At 54.0% G+C, this 20,840-nt stretch carries 17 protein-coding genes; 7 read left to right on the top strand and 10 right to left on the bottom strand.

Annotated elements, in window-relative coordinates; genetic code table 11:
- Window positions 1-91: 91 nt before the first annotated feature.
- Window positions 92-1,354: a multidrug effflux MFS transporter gene (locus A4S02_RS12605; RefSeq protein ID WP_070324272.1), complete on the bottom strand. Its 1,263-nt coding sequence runs from the start codon at window positions 1,352-1,354 to the stop codon at window positions 92-94.
- Between the two features lie 160 nt (window positions 1,355-1,514).
- Entirely contained in the window at window positions 1,515-2,294 is a 780-nt protein-coding gene (locus A4S02_RS12600; RefSeq protein WP_070323977.1) for a TVP38/TMEM64 family protein, read from the bottom strand.
- A gap of 14 nt (window positions 2,295-2,308) precedes the next feature.
- Between A4S02_RS12600 and A4S02_RS12595 the strand changes: the two genes are divergently transcribed.
- The 7 genes from A4S02_RS12595 to rodA all read left to right on the top strand — a co-directional run bounded on the left by A4S02_RS12595 (window position 2,309) and on the right by rodA (window position 11,183).
- On the top strand, window positions 2,309-3,358 hold the full coding sequence (locus A4S02_RS12595) for a COX15/CtaA family protein (RefSeq protein WP_019087764.1): 1,050 nt from the start codon (window positions 2,309-2,311) through the stop codon (window positions 3,356-3,358).
- Between the two features lie 295 nt (window positions 3,359-3,653).
- A complete protein-coding gene (locus A4S02_RS12590; RefSeq protein WP_070323976.1) occupies window positions 3,654-5,243 on the top strand; it encodes a 2-isopropylmalate synthase in 1,590 nt (529 codons plus the stop codon).
- Window positions 5,244-5,447: 204 nt separating this feature from the next.
- Entirely contained in the window at window positions 5,448-6,494 is a 1,047-nt protein-coding gene (locus tag A4S02_RS12585; RefSeq protein ID WP_003629847.1) for a rod shape-determining protein, read from the top strand.
- Between the two features lie 95 nt (window positions 6,495-6,589).
- A complete protein-coding gene (gene mreC / locus A4S02_RS12580; protein WP_003629848.1) occupies window positions 6,590-7,504 on the top strand; it encodes a rod shape-determining protein MreC in 915 nt (304 codons plus the stop codon).
- Between the two features lie 4 nt (window positions 7,505-7,508).
- Complete coding sequence (locus tag A4S02_RS12575) at window positions 7,509-8,072, top strand: rod shape-determining protein MreD (RefSeq protein ID WP_070323975.1); 564 nt, start codon at window positions 7,509-7,511, stop codon at window positions 8,070-8,072.
- Window positions 8,073-8,091: 19 nt separating this feature from the next.
- A complete protein-coding gene (gene mrdA, locus A4S02_RS12570) occupies window positions 8,092-10,020 on the top strand; it encodes a penicillin-binding protein 2 (protein ID WP_070323974.1) in 1,929 nt (642 codons plus the stop codon).
- Complete coding sequence (gene rodA / locus A4S02_RS12565) at window positions 10,017-11,183, top strand: rod shape-determining protein RodA (RefSeq protein WP_070323973.1); 1,167 nt, start codon at window positions 10,017-10,019, stop codon at window positions 11,181-11,183. The genes mrdA and rodA overlap by 4 nt, the downstream gene beginning before the upstream one ends.
- A gap of 89 nt (window positions 11,184-11,272) precedes the next feature.
- Here rodA and A4S02_RS12560 read toward each other — a convergent pair whose 3' ends face one another.
- The 8 genes from A4S02_RS12560 to hrcA all read right to left on the bottom strand — a co-directional run bounded on the left by A4S02_RS12560 (window position 11,273) and on the right by hrcA (window position 20,776).
- On the bottom strand, window positions 11,273-12,502 hold the full coding sequence (locus tag A4S02_RS12560) for a tetratricopeptide repeat protein (protein WP_070323972.1): 1,230 nt from the start codon (window positions 12,500-12,502) through the stop codon (window positions 11,273-11,275).
- 12 nt (window positions 12,503-12,514) lie between these two features.
- Window positions 12,515-12,955 (bottom strand): ExbD/TolR family protein, encoded by a 441-nt coding sequence (locus A4S02_RS12555; RefSeq protein ID WP_019089632.1) that lies wholly within the window; start codon window positions 12,953-12,955, stop codon window positions 12,515-12,517.
- Window positions 12,956-13,009: 54 nt separating this feature from the next.
- The gene (locus A4S02_RS12550; RefSeq protein ID WP_019089631.1) at window positions 13,010-13,429 is read right to left on the bottom strand and encodes an ExbD/TolR family protein; all 420 of its coding nucleotides are present in this window, start codon (window positions 13,427-13,429) and stop codon (window positions 13,010-13,012) included.
- 29 nt (window positions 13,430-13,458) lie between these two features.
- Window positions 13,459-14,436: a MotA/TolQ/ExbB proton channel family protein gene (locus tag A4S02_RS12545; protein ID WP_082246749.1), complete on the bottom strand. Its 978-nt coding sequence runs from the start codon at window positions 14,434-14,436 to the stop codon at window positions 13,459-13,461.
- A gap of 108 nt (window positions 14,437-14,544) precedes the next feature.
- Entirely contained in the window at window positions 14,545-15,294 is a 750-nt protein-coding gene (locus tag A4S02_RS12540; protein ID WP_082246839.1) for an energy transducer TonB, read from the bottom strand.
- Window positions 15,295-15,636: 342 nt separating this feature from the next.
- Window positions 15,637-16,768, bottom strand: a protein-coding gene (gene prfB / locus A4S02_RS12535; protein WP_096884278.1) for a peptide chain release factor 2 whose coding sequence is annotated in 2 segments (ribosomal slippage) — window positions 15,637-16,698 and window positions 16,700-16,768 — 1,131 coding nt in all. Because the reading frame shifts where the segments join, the coding sequence is not laid out codon by codon here.
- Between the two features lie 57 nt (window positions 16,769-16,825).
- Complete coding sequence (locus A4S02_RS12530) at window positions 16,826-19,579, bottom strand: penicillin-binding protein 1A (protein WP_070323971.1); 2,754 nt, start codon at window positions 19,577-19,579, stop codon at window positions 16,826-16,828.
- 96 nt (window positions 19,580-19,675) lie between these two features.
- Complete coding sequence (hrcA, locus tag A4S02_RS12525; RefSeq protein ID WP_019088997.1) at window positions 19,676-20,776, bottom strand: heat-inducible transcriptional repressor HrcA; 1,101 nt, start codon at window positions 20,774-20,776, stop codon at window positions 19,676-19,678.
- Window positions 20,777-20,840 lie beyond the last annotated feature (64 nt).

The following is a 20,840-nucleotide window of genomic DNA, read 5'->3' as shown; positions in this document are numbered from 1 at the left end:
CCCTTCCCTAACCCCATCTTTTCATCTGGACTGGGCCGCAGCCCTGTCGCCGTCAAGAGCAGAGCGGGCATAACCGCTTTTTGTTCAGTTTTTAGTTCACATTCTGTCGATGAGGACGCAGCAGACCCGCCAAGAACATCAGAATAGCACCACAACACATGCATCCTGCCATAGGAATTGCAGATACAGCCGAAAATTGTCCAACCAGAACACCGGCTACGGCGCCAAGCACATATTGCAGCGTGCCCGCCAGAGCAGAAGCCGCCCCGGCAAGAGAAGGATGGTCTGCCAAAGCCCCCATCATGGCATTGGGAAAAATAATACCCGTAGGAGCAAGTGCCAGCAGCATGGCCGCAATAACCAACCATACTTCATATGGGTGCCATGCCGGAGGTGCGTACCAAGCGCTCCACAAACTGACTGCCACCAGCAGAATCCCCCCGGTAACGGAAAGGCAAATAGCGCCCAGCAGCAGCTTACCGGAATCAATACGCCCCACCAGCAATCCGTTCACTTGGGAAGCCCCAATCATGAACACGGCAAAGAACCCGAACAGCATGGAAAAATGCAACGGTGAAAAGTGGAAAAGTTGTACAAACACAAACGGAGCTGCCGTAAGATAACTAAAGGACATGAAGGTGGAAAAAGCTGTTATCAGCGCATGGCTGGCAAAGGCCCGATCCCGAATTAGGGTGACGTAACGTGATACAAGCGTAAACGGAGAAAGAGTCACGCGCCGGTCATACGGAAGAGTTTCTGGCAACACGAACAAAATCAGCGCCACACATATCGCACCATAGGCCGCAGAAGCCCAAAAGATAATCCGCCAGGAAACAAACTCAACAACCAGACCGCCCAGCATGGGTGCCAGAATAGGCACAACACCCATGACCATGACCAACTGAGACATCATACGTGCCCCGGCATTACGATCCGGCACCATATCGCGCACGCAGGCGGTGGGGATAACCAGACTGGCAGATGCTCCAACGGAGGCCACAAACCGCGCAATGGAAAACGTGGTGATATCTGGCGCAAATGCACACACGGCAGAAGCCACGGCATACAAAGCATTGCCTATAAGCATGGGCCTACGCCGCCCAAACCTATCGGACAAAGGGCCTACAGTAATCTGCCCGATAGCCAGCCCTACAAACCAGATGGACAATGTAAACTGCACATTGCCAGCACTTGTATGGAAGGTCTGCTCCATGGCCGGAAAAGCCGGCAGATAGATATCTGTCGAAATAGGTCCAACGGCTGTCAGGAACCCTAAAAGTACCGGCATCCACATCGGGATGCGCCCACCAATAAAAGACGTTCCGGCATCCCGCACAGCAGAGGGAGAAGCCATAAGCAGCACTCCAAAAAACAAACAAAAACAGAAGGAAAAAGAAAAGTGTCTGGTAAAAAATACAGGCAACAGCCCGAAGGCCCGCGCCTCTTATTTTACAACGGGCGCAGAATCAGCCCTTAATTCCTGACATCTCAGCAGCAACCAGACCATATATGGATCAGGAAACCTGCCGGGCTATACGTGCATGCCGCCATAACCACACCCCAATTGCGCCAGAAAGCACAAATAAAGCGCCACCTGCTGCATACTGCCAGAAAGTACCCACCTGAACCCCTGCCCCCAACAAAACGGCAACAAGGTTCTGCGGAATACCGCCCAGAAGGGTTGCTGTAAAAAACGGCAGCACATCCATGCCTGAAATGCCCCCTAAAAGGTTCAGCAGTAACGCAGACCCCACGGGCAGCAGCCGCAAGGTAAGAATACTAGAAAACGGCTGACGTGTCAGAAATGCGTCCATTTGGGCAAAACGTTGCCCCAATTTCTGCCGTGCCCATGCACGCCCGCCCCATCTGGCCCAGAAAAACCCGGCCAAGCACCCCCATGTGGAGGCTATGGTGATAAGTGCAAGGCCTTCCCACAATCCATAAGCCAATCCGGCTGCAAATCCGGCCACTTGGCGTGGCAGCCCAAACCCGCACCACAAAACAGCACCAGATAAAAACACCATACGGCCCCATGCGCCTTGGCGCAGTACATCCGTACCATGCAGCATGCTGTGGAGTGCTGGCACATGCCGCAAGCCAACAGCCCCCACCACCAATACAAGCAGCATGAGCAGCGGACGCAAAAGCGATACAGAAGGCCGAGAGGGAGGACGAATATGCTGTTCCATCCAGCCCAGCGGTACCATCTTCTTGCAGCAGCCCGCAAGCTGGCTGTAAACCCAATACAGAAATTTAACCCACAGCGCCAAAGGCTGCCATGCCCACCTCATCACCCCCCCAGACAGACATGACACCCGCCCATCGCAAACTCATTTCAGGCTGGCTGTTTCTGCTTTGCTTCATGCTGCTGGGCATGATCGCCATTGGCGGTGTAACGCGCCTAACGGGTTCTGGCCTTTCCATTATGGATTGGCAGCCCGTAAGCGGCTTTATCCCACCTCTTTCCCACGCTGAGTGGGAAAGGTTATTCGCGCTTTATCAAACCATTCCACAGTATCACCTTCAGCATGAAGGGTTTGGACTGGAAGGATTCCAGAGAATTTTCTGGGCAGAATGGATTCACCGCTTCTGGGGCCGCTTGATGGGTCTGGTGCTTCTGCTCCCCCTGATCTGGTTTGTTGTAAGAGGCATGATTACGCGCCGGCTAGCCCTGCGCTTGTTCATCTTTTTTATTCTAGGTGCGCTGCAGGGTGCTATTGGGTGGTTTATGGTGGCCTCTGGCTTCCGCCCCAACAGCACAGCGGTAGAACCAGTACGGCTGGTGCTGCACCTGAGTGCAGCCCTACTGCTTTATGGTGCCATTTTGTGGACGGCATTTTCTATTCGCTGGCCTACGCCTGAACGTCATGCTGCCTCTTCTGCTGCACGTTTAGCCAAGCGGTTGGCTTGCTTCACCATCGTGCTGCTCTGCACCACAATTATTGCTGGTGGGTTTACGGCTGGCACACATGCAGGGTTCCTGTTCAACACCTTCCCGCTGATGGATGGGCATTTGATCCCGACTGATTACGCCCAGCTTTCCCCTTTCTGGATGAACTGGTTCATCAATAAAGCGGCTGTGCAGTTTGACCATCGCCTTCTGGCCACCCTTACAGCCCTGAGCATAGGCGCTGTGTTGCTTGTTGGCCTAAAAGCAACGGACCTGGGTTCCAAAGCACATAACGCCTTTATTCTTTTGGGATGGGCCGTGGTTATTCAGTACGCGCTTGGCGTTACCACCCTGCTGTTGGTGGTGCCTGTATGGGCTGGTGCTGTGCACCAAACCTTTGCCGCCGTGTTGCTTGGCGTTATGCTGTATGTGCTGCATTGCTTACGCGGCACCAAGGCTGTGGCCTGAGTGAGCATTTAAGAACGTTTTAGTGTTGCGTTTGAAAAACTGGACGATATGGTGCTGCGCATGAATTCCGAGTGGTTCACGTCCGATTCCCTGCAGACCCGCAAATTAGCGGGTGCGGGCGGCGTGGCCCTCCGTCTGGACCTTCTCCTTCGACTAATCTGCCCCTGAGCGAGCCAGGTGGCCAAGCGCTGCCACGCCCAGGGGAGAACAAAAAGAGCGCCCGTGCATAAACGGGCAGAATATGGCACAGCCCCTCTATTCTTGTTCCAGACCAGACTTTTTCAGGAAGAATTCCATGTCTGCTGATACCACCAGCTTCAATCATCCGTCTTTTGGCCGCATGACGCCAGACCGCGTGATTGTGTTTGACACCACCCTGCGTGATGGCGAGCAATCTCCCGGTTTTTCCATGAACCTGGCAGAAAAACTCCGCATGGCAGAAGCGCTGGCCAATCTGGGCGTGGATGTAATTGAAGCGGGCTTTCCTGTTGCTTCTAAAGGTGATTTCGAATCCGTTAACGAGATTGCCAAAAACACCAAAGGTTCCGTTATCTGCGCACTGGCGCGTAGCGGCGGTGCCAAGGATATTGCTGCTGCGGGAGAAGCTCTGACCCCAGCAGAACGCAAGCGTATCCACAACTTTATTTCCACCTCTCCACTGCACATGAATTACAAGCTGCGGATGGAACCGGAAACTGTTCTGGAACTGATTACCTCCGGCAACGCTGCTGCCCGTAATCTAACAGATGACGTGGAATGGTCTGCTGAAGATGGCTCCCGCACAGAACCGGATTTTCTGTGCCGTTGCGTAGAAGCCGCCATTAAAGCTGGCGCCACTACCATCAACATTCCTGATACGGTTGGTTACGCCACACCAGAAGACATGGAAAAAATCTTTTCCATGCTGCGCCAGCGCGTGCCGGGTGCAGATCAGGTAATCTTCTCTGCCCATAACCATAATGATCTGGGGTTGGCTGTTGCCAATACGCTGGCTTCTATCCGTGGTGGTGCACGGCAAGTGGAATGCACCATCAATGGTATTGGCGAACGTGCAGGTAATGCCGCGCTGGAAGAAATTGTTATGGCGCTGCGCACACGGCATGACCAATACCCCTTCACCACTGGCATCCATACAGAAGGTCTGCTGAAGGTTTCGCGTATGCTGGCCACTATCACCAGCTTTGATGTGCAACCTAACAAGGCCATTGTAGGCCGTAACGCCTTTGCACATGAAAGCGGTATTCATCAGGATGGCGTACTGAAAAACGCTGCCACTTATGAAATCATGACCCCCGAAAGCGTAGGTTGGACGCGTTCTTCCCTCGTTATGGGCAAGCATTCCGGGCGCGCCGCCTTCCGCGATAAGCTGAAGGTGTTGGGTTATGAAGGCATGGATGAAGCACGCCTGAACGAAGCCTTTACCCGCTTTAAGGATCTGGCTGACCGTAAAAAGGTTGTGTACGATGATGACATCATCGCGCTGGTGGATGATGAAGCCCGTGACCATGACCGCATCCGCTTTGGTGCGCTGAGCCTGAAATCCATTTCTGGCCAACCATCCGAAGTTGATCTGGAACTGAGCGTAGATGGTAAAACCATTGAAGCCAGAGCTACAGGCAATGGCCCTGTGGATGCCGCTTTTAATGCGCTGCGCAAGGCCTTTCCGCATGAAGCACGTCTGGCCCTGTTCTCTGTAGGTGCTGTCACAGAAGGCACGGATGCACAGGCTCGCACAACCGTGCGTCTGGAAGAAGCAGGCAAAATGGTAGATGGCCAGGGTGCAGATGCCGATACGGTTGTTTCTGCCGTACGCGCTTATGTACATGCACTGAACAAGCTGCTGGTTAAACGGGCACGGACGGAACCAGAAGCCCTAACAGCCTGAAAAAACTTTTCTGGCCCTCCTGCAAAACCGGGCAGACAGACCTTACCTTGACATTATATGTCAGTTTCTTGACGGAAGGTCTTGTCTGCCTCGTTACGCACCGGTAATTCCTGCTCACATATTTCCAAAGCAGCAGGGACGGGTTAGCGTGTCCGGCTTTCTCGTCCTCTGTTGTATGGTGCCCGCTTCAACCAGGAGTCCTGGATGTTTTCTCGTCTGCTCGGTCTCATGTCTGCCGACATGGCTATTGACCTGGGTACTGCCAACACCCTTGTTTACGTAAAAGGACGGGGTATCGTTCTGAACGAACCCTCTGTTGTGGCTATTGCAGATATACGAGGAAAAAAGCAGCTTCTTGCCGTAGGGGAAGAAGCCAAGCAAATGGTTGGCCGTACACCGGGCAATATTACGGCCATTCGCCCCATGCGTGATGGCGTGATTGCTGATTTTGAAGTGGCGGAAGAAATGATCAAACATTTCATCCGCAAGGTTCATAATCGCCGCGCCTTTGCCAGCCCTCAGATTATCGTGTGTGTGCCCTCCGGCTCCACTGCCGTGGAACGCCGCGCCATTCAGGAAAGCGCAGAAAGCGCCGGTGCCCGGCGTGTGTTCCTGATTGAAGAACCCATGGCCGCTGCCATAGGTGCTGGCCTGCCAGTTACAGAACCTTCTGGCAGCATGATTGTAGATATTGGCGGCGGCACCACAGAAGTGGCCGTAATCTCCCTTGGCGGTATTGTGTATGCACGTTCCGTGCGCGTGGGCGGAGATAAAATGGATGAAGCCATTATCTCCTATATTCGCCGTACCCACAGCTTGCTGATTGGTGAAAGCTCAGCAGAACGTATCAAAATCAGCCTTGGCTCCGCCATGATGCCGGATGAACCGTATGAGAACGGCCCATGGCAAGATGTTAAAGGGCGTGATCTAATTAACGGTGTCCCGCGTGAAGTGCAGGTTTCACAAGCCCAAATTGCAGAAAGCCTTATGGAGCCCGTAAGCCAGATTGTGGATGCCGTAACAACTGCACTGGAAAACACGCCCCCAGAACTTGCTGCCGATATTGTTGATAAAGGCATTGTTCTTACCGGCGGTGGTGCGTTGCTCTACCGGTTGAGTGATGTGCTCCGCCTTGCAACAGGCCTGCCAGTTACAGTAGCTGAAGATGCACTTTCCTGCGTGGCTTTGGGCACAGGACGTGCCTTGGAAGAAATGAAACGTCTACGCAACGTGCTCACAACAATGTATTAACCCAAGGCACCAGCTATCTGGCTGTAATCCGGCGCCAGAACGCAAACGGTCATGCCTTCCGCTTTCCTTCCCTCTGATAGGGGTTCCCGGCTTTCATGATCCCGGTTTCCATCCAGGTAAGACAAGCTCTTGGCAAACTGGTTTTGCCAGTGCTGCTGCTATTGTCTGTTGGGATTATTATTGCGGGGCAAGCTGATAGAAGGCTGGCTGATACGGCTCGTATGTATGTAGCAGATGCCCTGGCCCCTTTATGGGGGCTTATTGCCCATACGCAAACAGATGTTAGCCACCTTGTGCAAGGCGTAAAAGACGCCCGGCATTTGGCCGAAGAAAACGCTAAACTTCAAACCGAAAACGCTAAGCTGCGCCGTTGGTATGATGTAGCCGTCTCCCTCGCGCGGGAAAATGATAACCTAAAAACAGAGCTGCACTGGGTGCCAGAACCCACCCCTGCCTTTGTAACAGGCCGGGTAGTGGCAGATAGTGGCGGTATGTATGCCCGCGCTGTGTTGCTTGTAGCTGGCACCACCAGTGGTGTGCATGTTGGCAATGTGGCTTTGGCAACAAATGGCCTGGCAGGGCGGGTTACCGAAGTTGGCCCTCATGCAGCGCGCGTCTTGTTAATAACCGATATTGCCAGCCGCTTACCCATTGAGCTGGAATCCAGCCATGCCACGGCCATAATGGCAGGCGACAACTCCCCCATGCCAAGGTTGATGTATTATCCGCAGGATTCACGCCCCATTGAAGGGGAGCGTGTTGTTACCAGTGATCAGGCAGGTGCCTTTCCCATGGGGTTACCTATTGGCACGGTACATTACCTGCACCCCGGGCAACCGGTTGTGCAGCCCTTTGTGCAACTGGATAAACTGACCATGCTGCGTGTGTTTGATTTTGGGCAATCTGAAATTGAACCGCCTGATGCACCGGGCCATGTGCCACTTACCCGCCCGCATCGGCCATTAGCACTGCCATTCAAGACACTTCTGGGACAAGGACAGGAAGGGTAACCTAATGTCCGATCCCTCACCCCCATCATGGGACCCAGATCTTGAACCGCGCCTAACGCTCGGTCAGAAGCTGGATCGCACAGCACGCCATCTGCTGCCATCTGCTTTTATTGTTCTGGTTATTATCTTTTTTTCGGCCCCCCTTGCCATTCCCGGTTCTGCCGAGCTGCTTTCTGCCATTGTTATTGGCTCGGTATTTTTCTGGTCTGTTTGGCGACCTACGGGCATGCCTGCTCTGGCACCGTTCTTGCTTGGCCTGTTTATGGATTTGGTTGGCTTTACGCCTTTGGGCGTAAGCTCATTTATTCTGCTTCTGGTTTACGGAATCAGCACCTATGCCCGGTTTGGGCTCATGCGCATGAATTTTTTAGTAGTATGGTTCCTTTATGGTCTGATAGGTGGAGCCGCTTCTTTCTTGCAGTGGGCATTGGCATGTTTGTTCCGGCTGCATGGCCTTGATCCGGCGCCTGCCTTTTTTGAAGCACTACTGTGCATAGGGGTTTATCCGTTGCTTTCCGCCATCTTCTCATGGTTCCTGCATATTCTGGATGAAAAGGAATCCGCATGAACAGGCATGAAAGCTTCTTATGTGGCTGAAGAAGCGCAAGAAAGAAAACCGGCGTTTTCTACCTGTTCGTGAACAGAAAGACCCCGCCCGCGGCGTTTTTACACGCCGGGCGCTGCTGTTTATGGCTGTTCAGACTGTGGCTTTGGGAGAGCTTGGCCGCCGCCTGTATAAAATCCAGATAGAAGATGGTGACCATTATGCCCGTATGGCTGCCAAAAACCGTATCAGCAAGCGCCTTTTGGCGCCGCCTCGCGGGCGTATTGTAGATCGCTACGGCGTTGCCCTTGCCAATAACAAGGAAAACTGGCGCGCCCTTTTGATGCCCGAAGAAACCACAGATGTTACGGGCACGATTGAACGGTTTTCCAGCATTATTCCGCTAGATGAACGTGACCGCACACGAATCGCGCGTGAAATGCGGCATCAGCGGCGCTTCGTGCCCGTCATGCTGCGAGATTTCCTCTCATGGGATGAAATGGCGCGTATTGAACTCAACGCACCTTCTCTCCCCGGTGTGTTGATTGATGTAGGCACACGCCGCGTTTATCCAGAAGGTGAATTGCTCGCCCACATTATCGGTTACGTAGCTCCGCCCAATGAAAAAGATGTGGCCCGCTCTGCTTTGTTGGCCCTGCCGGGGATGCGCGTAGGACGCGCGGGTATTGAGCAAAGTCAGGATGACAATCTTCGCGGCACGGCTGGATCTGTGGAAATGGAGGTCAACGCTGTTGGGCGTGTGATGTCTGAGCTGAACCGCGAAGAAGGCGTTCCTGGTGAAGAAATCAGCCTGACCATAGATCGTGCACTCCAGCAAAAAGTGCTGAACGCCATAGGAGATCAAACAGCCTCTGCCGTGGTGATGGACTGCCAGAATGGCGAAGTGCTCGCCATGGTCAGTACGCCTTCGTTTGATCCTTCACTGTTTGATAGCGGCGTAAGCCACGCGCAGTGGATTGAATGGACAAACAACCAACGCACCCCCCTTATCAACAAAGCTGTAGCGGGGGTGTATCCGCCCGGCTCCACTTTCAAACCTGCCGTTGCAATGGCAGCTTTGGAATCTGGTCTTGTTTCCCCCACAGATCGTTTTTTCTGCCCTGGTCATTTGGATGTAGGTGGCACACGCTTTCACTGTTGGTCTCGGTGGGGGCATGGATCTGTTGATCTGCATTTGGCGCTAAAATATTCCTGCGACGTTTATTTTTATGAAGTCGCGCGCCGTATCGGCATGGAACGTATTGCGGCCACAGCACATAAATTTGGCCTTGGCACGCAGTTGGATATTGAACTGCCCCACACGCGCACCGGCCTTATTCCCACACCAGCATGGCGGCAGGCTCATCACCACCATTGGAACGGCGGAGATACAATTGTAAGCGGCATTGGGCAGGGGTTTGTACAAGTTACGCCCTTGCAACTGGCAACCTATACAGCCCGCATTGCCTCTGGCCGGGCCGTACAGCCCCATCTTGTGCGTGCCATTAACGGGGAAATCGGCAAGCAAGTACAGCCAGACCATTGGCCTACCCTTGATATGCCAGACAGATATCTGGCAGCCCTGCGCTCTGGTATGTTTGCCGTTATTAACGAACCCCACGGAACGGCCCCCAAGGCGCGGCTGGATCTGCCCGGCATTACCATGGCTGGCAAAACGGGTTCAGCGCAGGTGCGGCGTGTTTCACGCGCATTGCGTGAAAGCGGGCATTTTAACTCTGCCAATCTGCCTTGGGAGTATCGGCCGCATGCGTTGTTTATCTGCTTTGCCCCGTATGATTCTCCACGATATGCTGTTTCTGTTGTAATCGAACACGGAAACGCAGGCGCAGATGCTGCCGCCCCTCTGGCCCGCACCATCATGCGCGATACTCTGCTGCGTGATCCGGTAACACACACCACACCGCCACCAGAAAGCGTAGCTGATGCAAGCAGCCTGATAAGTGATCCATGAAGTTTCATAAACGGCTGCTCAGAGCAGAACCCAGCTTTCGCCTTATGTCCAAGCTATGGCGTATCAGCTGGTTGTACATTTTGCTGATCTGCACATTGGCTGGCGTTGGGTATGTAACACTCTATTCTGCTGGTGGCGGCACGCCCTACCCGTTTGCTGCCCCGCAAGCTGCACGCTTTGCTGTGGGTTTGGTGATGATGATTACCATCGCCATGCTGCCCCCACGTATGCTTATTCACGCAGCGGCACCTATGTATGTGCTCTCGCTTATCCTACTGGTGGCCGTGTTACGCATGGGCCATGTGGGCAAAGGCGCAGAACGTTGGTTGATTATAGGTGGATTACAGGTTCAACCGTCGGAATTCGCCAAAATTGCGCTGGTTTTGGCACTTTCTGCATGGTTTTCTCGTATAAGCTATGCCCGTATGGGCAACCCTTTATGGTTAATACCGCCAGCCCTTATCGTGCTAGTGCCTGTTGGTCTTGTTCTAAAGGAACCTAACCTTGGTACTGCCGTCATTATTGGCGGCATTGGAGCATCGTTATTTTTTGCTGCCGGAATGCGACTTTGGCAAATCGTGCTGCTTTTGCTTCCTGTCCCTTCGCTTATCAAGTTTGCATACAACCATCTGCATGATTACCAGCGCGCGCGCATAACCACCTTTTTGCACCCTGAAAATGATCCGTTGGGAGCAGGCTACAATATTATCCAATCCAAAATTGCACTTGGTTCCGGCGGTATGTGGGGGCAGGGCTATCTGCATGGGTCACAAGGGCAATTAAACTTTCTACCCGAAAAGCAAACAGACTTCATTTTTACAATGATTGCTGAAGAATGGGGCTTTGCTGGTGCTGCCGCTGTGATTGGCCTGCTACTCATAATTATTCTGGGCGGCATGATCATGGCTATCCGCTGCCGTAACCGCTTTGGGCGCCTGATTGCCCTTGGCATCAGCATGAACTTCTTTTTCTACTGCTTGGTTAATCTTTCCATGGTGATGGGCGCTATCCCCGTAGGGGGGGTGCCTTTGCCGTTGGTCTCTTACGGTGGCTCCGCCATGCTGAATGTTATGCTGGGGTTTGGGCTACTGCTTTCAACATGGGTTCATCGTGATTCTGTTGACGATGAGGAAGAAGAAGACGCCAACAAAGATCTTATCTGATGCTTCCGGTACCGCAGTTTTGTTGCTTATAAAAAAGGCCGCTCTCAATATCAGAGCGGCCTTTTTTTATATAGTTTTGCGGTCTTAAATTATTGAGCACTGGAAGGCTGCGTCACACGCAGGATCCAAAGCTGCGCAATATCATGCGCACCGTTATCTCCTTCAACACTGCGCAAAGCAGCCAGAGCCTGATCCTTATGGCCCGCATAAAGCTCTGCCAGCCCCAAGTGCAGGCGCGCAATATTCACGTCACTTACGCCCTTGCTCATAGCTTGCTGCATAAGCTGCAGCCCTTTATCAGCCTGCCCGAAAGTAACGTAATTGTACCCAACGGTCAGCAAATCATTCCCATTGCTGGCAGAAACAGCAGCCTGTTCATCTGCTGCAATAGAAGCCTTTTTGGAAGCTACAGCCTTTTCAACCATGGCCTTCAAACGGGCCTGACGAGGAGCTTCAGCCCCCTGCCCTAACACGCCCGATTGATAGCCTTGGTTCATCAGGTCCAGCGCCAGTTGCGGTGTATTCTGCTGTACCGCAATTTCCGTCATATCCATAAAATCACGCGCTTGGGAAACATCCCCAACAGCCAAACGGATACGATAAACATCCAACTGCAAGGATGCCGGAATTTTAGTGTTCACCACCAGCTCATGCAGCAATAGCGCCCAGTATTCCTTTTTGGGATAATAGGTCGCCAACAACACATAAGCATGCGTTGTAGCTGCAGAATCTTTTAGTGCTGTCGCACTGGCCGCAAGCATTTGCAGTTCAGATTCTGTGGGTGTTTTGCCAGCCTTTATGGCTGCATCAGCCTGCTGCTTCACCACCTTGATGGTGTTCGGGTAATCCTTCTGCAGATAGTAGGATTGCGCCAGCAATGTTTCCATCTGAGGATCAGAACCAGCGACCTTCAGATAACGCTGAATATTGGCAATAGCTTTAGGGTAATCCTTGGCAGTGTAAGCCATGGTTGCTTCAGACTTTAGCATCTGATTTTTCATGGCCTGCGGCGTGCGGGGGGAAGCAATTAGCTTATCATAGGCCGCTGTTGCGGCAGAAAGATTGCCTGCCTGTGTGGCCACAGCCGCACGCATCTGCGCAATGGTATAATCTTCGTAATCTGTTTTGCCTTTTACGGCATCTGCAGCGTTTACTGCGTCCATCGCCTTGGCATAATTATGTGTCGCCAGAGCAGACTGCGCGGCTTCCAGTTCTGTCCCAACCTGTTGGCCAAGTTCATCTGCCGCATGTGCAACTGGCTGCATAACAACCCATGCTGTTGTTGCACAAAAAAGGGTACGTAAAAAACGAGAAGCCATTCTCAAAAATCCTCACTTACCGTCAGCGAACTGTTCCTGCCCGACGATTCCGAGTTTTGTAACGCCGAGGCGCTGTGCATCGGCCATGACGTGAACGACGGTTTTATAGTCTGCCAGACGGTTGGGCTGGAGATGGAATTCTGGCCGGGAGGCCTCGGGCCCGCTTGCGATCTCACGCAGATGCGCCTGCAGATCGGCCTCACCATTGATGGGCTGACCGTTCCAAGTCAGCGAGTTGTCAAAGTCCACAACCAGCGTCACCACAGGAGTTTCTTCCGTGCTGGGCGGTGGATTACCCTGTGGCAGATCAATCGAGACCGCCTGCGTCTGCAACGGGATGGTGATGATCAGCATGATCAGCAGCACCAGCATCACGTCAATCAGTGGCGTGGTGTTGATGTCTACAATGCCTTCATCTTCCGTTGTGCTCTCAGAGCCAACATTCATGCCCATGGTCTGTGCTCTCCCCCACAGGATGGGGTGGCGTGCTGCGCCACCCGCCCCTGCCTATTTCGGCTTTTCCGTAATGAAATCGATATGGCTGATGCCTGCTTCCTGACACGTGGCCACCAGACGGCCCACACTCTCATAGCGTGTGGTCACATCTCCGCGGATCTGGATCTGCGGCTGCGGCTTTTGCACCGCCGCCTTCTCCAGCCGGGCCAAAAGATCGGCCCGGTCCTTGATCGGCGTTTCATCCCAGAAGGTCTGTCCATCCGCCGTAACGGCCAAAACCACATTGCTCAGCTTGGTCTGGGTGGGCTGGTTCATGTCCTTGGGCAGTTGCACCTTGACGGTATGTGTGGCCACCGGAATGGTGATCAGGAAGATGATCAGCAGCACCAGCATCACATCCACAAGCGGTGTGGTGTTGATGGCGGAGACGACGTCGTCTTCCCCGCCACTATCGCCAATCTGCATGCCCATAAGCGCTCTCCTTGCCTTGACCTGATTGATTACCCGATGCGGTTGGATACAGTGGCTGTGGTGGGGGAGTTATCCGGACGCACCACAATCTGGTCCACAGCGGCCCCATGACGCACACCCCCGATGAGGATGGACTGCAGGTCAGAGGCAAAGTCTCGCACCAGATCCATGGCTGTCTTGTTGCGGCGCACCAGCAGGTTGTAACCCAGAACGGCTGGCACAGCGGTGGCCAGACCAATGGCTGTCATGATCAGGGATTCACCCACAGGTCCGGCCACTTTGTCGATGGAGGCCTGACCGGCAATACCGATAGCTGTTAGCGCATGGTAGATCCCCCACACCGTGCCGAACAGACCGATGAACGGAGAGGTGGACCCCACGGTGCCCAGAAACGCCAGACCCTTTTGCAGGCTGTTTTGGATGTTGTTCACCGCGCGCTGGATGGACATGCCCGTCCAGCTATGCAGGTCGATGCTTTCCTGCATCGTGCCTTCATGGTGCTCGGCAGCCACAATGCCGGTATCGGCGATGTAGCGGAACGGAGAGGTGGAGGTCAGAGCGGAAGCCCCTTCCTGAATGCTGTGCTTGGTCCAGAAGCTTTTGGTGGCTTCCTTGGCGGCGGCAAACAGGCGGGCCTGCTCGATAAACTTGGTGATCATGATATACCATGTGCCCAAAGACATGGTGAGCATGATCAGCAGCACGCCGCGGGCAATGATATCCCCATTGGACCACAGGGCGCCCAGACCGTAGGGATTGGCTTCTTCCTTGGTGTCTGCCGCAGGTGGGGCCTGTTCAGCCGGAGCGCTGGCTGTGGGGGCTGCATCCGGTGTGACTGCGGGAGCCGGCGCGGAAGATGGCGCCGCATCAGGGGCGGGCGCCGTAGCTGCAGGCGCTGTGGCGACCGCATCCTGCGCAAAGGCTGCCACAGGGGCTGCAGTGCTCATCAGCAGCGCCAGAGCCGGAGCCGCAAGACCTGACACAAAAGAACGGGGCAGTCTGGTCATCTTCCTCATAATCCTCATCATCAGGGCCCGATCTACTTTCGTGTTATGTAAACAGATCGGGCAATCCGTAATTTGTACTACTGGCCAGTATGAAAAACTGACCCCGTTTTAGTCATCTAGCCTAAAGCGAATGACATAGACCTTGTGCAGTTCCTTCACCGGAGCGCCATTACGCGAAGCCGGGCGATAGCGAGCCTTATGCACGTAATCCAATGCAGACTGAGCAAAGGCCTGACCGCCAGAAACTGACTGCACATGGCAATTGCTGGTCATGCCAGAAGCTTCCACATCGCAAATCAATGTAACGCGACCTTCAATGTTCTCTTCCTCCATTTCTGGCGGATAGACCGGCTGCACATTGTTTAAAGGTGCAGAACCCGCAGACGTATCTGGTGCGTCTGTCGTGCCATCTCCTGCGGCAGCTGCACTACTGGGGGCAGATGTTGCCGGAGGCGCTGCAGCCGTTTTGGTTTGCGGCGGCGTTGGGTGCTTGGGCGGAGCCTTGGCCACATGCTTGATGGGCGGCTTAGGCGGCGGCGGCACCTTGATCTTGGGCGGCGGAATATATGGCGGAGGAGGCACTGCCATAACCGGCGGCGGGGGTGGCGGAGGAGGCGGTGGCGGAGGAGGCGGCGGGGGTGGCAACATAACTGTTTTGATAGGCGGATGTGTAACAGGAACACTTGCCGTGGTGCCCATACCGTACATCAACCCCAGTACGCCCAGAAGATGCAGCGCGACAACCACCAACAGGGCAACAACACCGACAACAGCCCCTACCCGGAACGTATATCTCACCGAGCCCGGCTGTTGCTCGTAGTCATTCATATTTGCACGTCCTCCTTTGTCACCCTGCATCCCAACAGATGCTCTTGCCTTACCCTTGATACACAGGGCGTTACCGGAGCCTATTTACGCTGCCATGACAATAACAGATTGCTGTTCTGCCATACAGGTAACCTTTTCCGACTTTCGATTGGGCAATTAGATAGGCTTTCTGTCAAGAATGTTCTGCTAATTTCACATTTTCTTTCATAAAGACAATCTGTTCTGGCGTGAGAACAAAATCTCTCTAAAGCCGAGTTTTCTCGGCTCTATCGGCGTTTTTTCTGTTTAATTCCGCCTTTCATCACAACAAAAAAGCAGGCCCAAAATGGAGCCTGCTTTCCTGTATTTTTATTTCGATTCAGAAATAAACTCTTACTGGGCAGAAGCACTGGCCTCTGATCGCGTTGCCCCTACGCGCATAGCAAGTGCGGCTGCCATAAAGGCATCCAAATCACCATCCAACACCGCATCCGGGTTGCCGGTTTCTACCCCTGTGCGCAAATCCTTTACCATCTGGTAAGGCGCAAGCACGTAAGAGCGGATCTGATGCCCCCAACCGATATCCGTTTTGGCAGCTTCTGCCGCCGCGGCTTCGGCTTCGCGCTTCTGCAACTCTGCTTCATACAAACGCGCACGTAGCATCTGCATGGCCGTTGCACGGTTACGATGCTGGGAGCGGTCTGTCTGGCAGGCTACCACAATGCCCGTGGGCATATGCGTAATACGGATAGCGGAATCCGTTTTGTTAACATGCTGCCCACCAGCACCAGATGCCCTAAAGGTATCTACTTTCAGGTCTGCGTCATTGATTTCGATTTCAATGGAATCATCAATAACGGGATACACCCAAACAGACGCAAAAGATGTCTGACGACGTGCTGCGGCATCAAATGGTGAGATACGCACCAAGCGATGTACGCCCGCTTCTGTTTTCAGCCAGCCATAGGCATTAGGGCCGGAAACCTGAATAGTAGCAGATTTCAGACCTGCCTGCTCACCTTCCGAGCTTTCCATCAGCGTGACCTTGTAGCCATGCGCCTCTGCCCAGCGGGTGTACATGCGCAGCAGCATTTCTGTCCAATCCTGCGCTTCCGTACCCCCGGCACCTGCGTTCACTTCCAGATAGCAATCATTACTGTCTGCTTCACCAGAAAGCAGGCTTTCTGTTTCACGTCGTTTGGCTTCTTCCGCCAGATCACGCAGCGTGGCCATACCTTCGGCCACCAAATCTGCATCCCCTTCGGCTTCTGCCAGTTCAATCAGTTCGCTGGTGTCGCGCACATTGGTTTCAAGCGCTTCCACACCTTCAATCTGGTTGGCCAGAAGGGTGCGCTCACGCATCATTTTTTGCGCAGCGTCTGAATCATTCCACAGATCGGGGTCTTCTGCCCGATTGTTCAGTTCAGCGAGTCTTTCCTGGGCGACATCCCAGTTAAAGATGCCTCCTCAGCAGTGCCACTGACTGCTTGATCTGGTCGTTAAGGGCTTCAGTCTCGGCAGACATTAGGCCGATTCTCCATATTTTTCTATCATGTCAAAAAAGACAATGTGGTGTTGGCCCTCAATAAAGGCCACCCATACCAATGTCACCCCCGGCTGGTGCAGAAGGCGCCGCAGAACCAGACGAACCACCATTGCCGGAAGGCGCGTGTTCTCCTGATTGGCCGCCCCCAGAACCTTCGGCAGCCATATCGCTTTCAGAATCAGGCATGTTTTCAGCACCTGTATCTGCGGCTGTAAGTTCCTGTGGGTTTACGTTGCTTGAAAGGTTTGCGCTCAGCCCCGGCACCTGCCCTTCCTTAAAGGCATCTATGGCCACGCCCCTACCCGTATCATATTGCACGAGAGTAATGCCCACAGGCGGCACAAAATCCTGCCGTGGGTACCCATCCAAGGCGGTTTTCATCACCTTGTTCCACAAGGGGCCAGCAATAGCACCGCCTGTTTCGTTTTTACCAAGGGATTGAGGCGTATCAAACCCTATCCACACAACGGTTACGAGATCTGGGGTGTATCCAGCAAACCATGCATCATTAAAATTCTGGCTGGTACCGGTTTTGCCCGCGATAGGCACATCTATGCCTGTTCCAGCCCGCATGCCTGTGCCGCGCCGGATAACATCCTGCAACATGGTGGTAATCTGGAACGCACTCTGGGCGGATGCCACCTGCTGCCGACTATCATGCAAGGCAGGCGCATCATTCTGCCCTGGCATGACAATAGGTTGCTCCACAGGTGCAGCGGCAGGTGCAGCTTTTCCTGTATCCCCAGATTTCTGATCCGATGGTGCATCCGGGAACACTGCATCAGCTGCAGGTTGGTCTGTCGTCTGTCCACCATTAGATTGTGCAGAGGAAACTGTGGTCAACGCCAGCCCCTCCGGCCGCCAGATAACGTGCCCTTCCCGGTCCTGCACATCATCCACCAGTGTTGGCGTTACCTTACGCCCACCTGCCGCGAGCGAGGCATAGGCTCCGGCTTCCTTCAGCACGGTGGTTTCTACAGCCCCCAGTGCCGCGGGGAGCACATGCGGCATAGAATCCACCAACCCAAGGTTGGTGGCCATATCCGCTACGGTTTTCATGCCCAGATGGGCCGCCAAACGAATAGTAACCAGATTGCGCGATTCACGTAGGGCATCATGCAGAGTGGTCGGACCCCAGAAATCTTTTTCATAGTTATTCGGGTGCCATGCTCCGTAAGAAACGGGAGAATCATCAAACTTCTGGGAAGGGGAAATCCCCTGCTCCATGGCATCCAGATAAACAAATGGCTTGAAGGAAGACCCAGGCTGACGCAGCGCTTGTGTTGCGCGATCAAACTGCGAAGCCTGAAAAGACCATCCCCCCACAAGAGCCAGAACCCGGCCCGTGCGTGCATTCATGGTCACAATAGCGCCTTCCACCACAGGCACCTGCATAAGGGCAACATGGCCACCTTCGGCCTGTGGTTGCACCATTATCACATCACCGGCGCGCAATGGCTTAAAGCGTCGTGCCCATGCCATATCCTTGCCCTGCACCACGCCTGTACGGGGTTCACCCCCGCTTTGGGTGGCATTGTTTCGCCGCACCACGCTGCCTTCAAGCCAGCCCACCTGCCCCTTTGCGTCCAGCACAACAGCCAAACGCCATTGGTCAAGCATGCCAGCAGGTACGGGTACGCCCTGTAAGGCCTGCACCCATTCTGCTGTAGAGGAGGATGACCCAATATCGGAGAGATGATGCACTGGACCACGCCAGCCACGATGTGCGCGATCATACGCCATCAACTCTTGGCGCAGAATATCCTGAGCATTGCGCTGGAGCGGCAGATCCAAGCTGGTGTGAACATCCAGCCCACCCTGCATGGTTACGTCCTGACCATAGCGCTCCATCAGTTCGCGACGCACTTCTTCCGCAAACCATTCGGCCCCGAGTGCCGGGCCTGGGCGCGTAAAGCTACGGGTGGTTAGCGGCTGGGCTTCTGCTACGCGCGCAGCATCGTGCGTAATGGCCCCAATATCGGCCATGCGCTCCAGCACCCAGTTTCTACGCCCTCTGGCAGCATCTGGGAAACGTACAGGGTTGTAATTGGTGGGAGATTTGGGCAGCGCCGCCAAAAACGCGGCTTCTGCATCATCCAGCTGATCAAGCGGCTTGTTGAAATAGGTCTGAGATGCTGCGGCAATGCCATATGCGCCGCTGCCCAGATAAATTTCGTTCAGATAGATTTCCAGAATCTTGTCTTTGGGCAGAACCTGCTCCACCCGCATGGCCAAAAAGGCTTCCTTGGCTTTACGCCTGAAGGATACGGCATTACTGCCCAACAGCATGATACGCGCCACCTGCTGCGTGATGGTAGACGCCCCAATAGGCCGCTTGCCTTTGCCGCGCGTTAAATCCGTAAGGCCAGCGCGTGCAATGGCAACGGGGTCCACCCCTTTATGCGTCCAGAATTTCTGGTCTTCTGCGGCCACAAAGGCACTTTTCACCTTATCGGGCACAGCACTGATGGGCACAAAAATACGCCGCTCATTCGCCAGTTCGGCAATAAGCTGATCATCTCCCGCGTAAAGGCGGCTCATAACTGGCGGCTGATAAGAGCGTAAACCCTCTACCGTTGGCAGATCCGCCACAATCCCTTCGTATTGAGACCACAGCAAAACCACTGCACCCGTAGTGCCGACCAACGCCGACGCAGCCGTTGCCCCAAGCACCTTCCGCCATTGGCGAAAGCGTGGGCGGCGCAGATCGGGCCTGCGATTTTGCGGAGACCTGCCCTGAGAATGGCTAGAAGATGAACCCGGATCACCAGAAGACGGAGCGCTTGTCATACAGGCCCTTTACCATTCTCATACATAATCGTCTGCCCTGTTTGCGCATTGTAATAAAAATCATGGCCGAATTCCGACCACATATACAAACAGTGGCTAACCTAGCATTTCACCCAGCAGGCGGGCGGTATAATCAACCACCGGCACAATACGCCCGTAATTGATACGGGTGGGGCCAATAACCCCTATAGCCCCTACTATCCGGTTTGCCTCATTACGCGCTGGCGCCATAACAACAGACATACCCGTAGCCCCAAACAACCCACTTTCTGCACCAATAAAAATACGCACACCTTCTGAGTTCTCTACCAATTCCAGTAGGCGCAACATGGTTTCCTGCGCTTCCAGCCGGTCAAACAGTGTTTGAATGGCCAGCAGCCTGTCCTGCCCATCTACGTCGGCCAATAAACGGGATTGCCCGCGTACAATCAGGGTGCCGCCCAGCCCATCTCCGCCACCATCCCAAATGGCAAGGCCGCTTTCCACCACCTCTGCTGTGAGCCCGTTCAAAATGCTGCGGTCTTCCGTCATTTCAGAACTTACGCGCGTGCGCAAATCTGGCAGAGATGCCCCCATGGCCCGTGCATTCAGATAGTTTGCGGCCTCCACCAAAGCGGAAGGCGGCATACCGGGAGGTGTTTCAATAACGCGGTTTTCAACATGTCCATCTGCACCCACCAGAATAACCAATGCGCGATTACTGCCTAACGCCACAAACTCGATATGCTTGATGCCGCCGTCTCCTTTAGGAGCCACCACCAACCCAGCCGCATCGGACATCCCCGCCAAAAGCGAAGAAGCCTCTGTGAGCGTATCTTGCAGTGATCTCCCCTTGGCTTCCAGAGATTGACCAATAACCCGCTGATCTTCTTCCGAGAGCGCGCCAAACTGTAACAGGCCATCTACAAACAGCCGCAATCCTTTTTCTGTAGGCAACCGCCCGGCAGATGTATGGGGAGAAAACAGCAGGCCTGCTTCTGTAAGGGATGCCATAATGTTGCGTATTGTGGCCGGAGAAAGCGGCAACCCCAACCTATCAGACAAAGTGCGAGAGCCAACAGGTTCTCCGCTCGCCACATATTCTTCCACCACTTCACGCAGAATAGCCGCAGACCGCGCATTCAGCCCCGGAGGCAGAGCAGCTTTTACTGGCAGCAAACCACGCTTCATGACACAAGGGCTCCTTCGCATATCCATAAATCCCGGATAGCCTTTATATACCTTATTCGTGCAGTTTTACTGCCGACAAAAGCGCACCATT

The sequence above is a fragment of the Acetobacter ascendens genome (assembly GCF_001766235.1).
GTDB classification, from domain to species: domain Bacteria; phylum Pseudomonadota; class Alphaproteobacteria; order Acetobacterales; family Acetobacteraceae; genus Acetobacter; species Acetobacter ascendens.
Note: the sequence above shows the minus strand (reverse complement) of the source record. Positions and strands in the feature narration are given on the sequence as shown.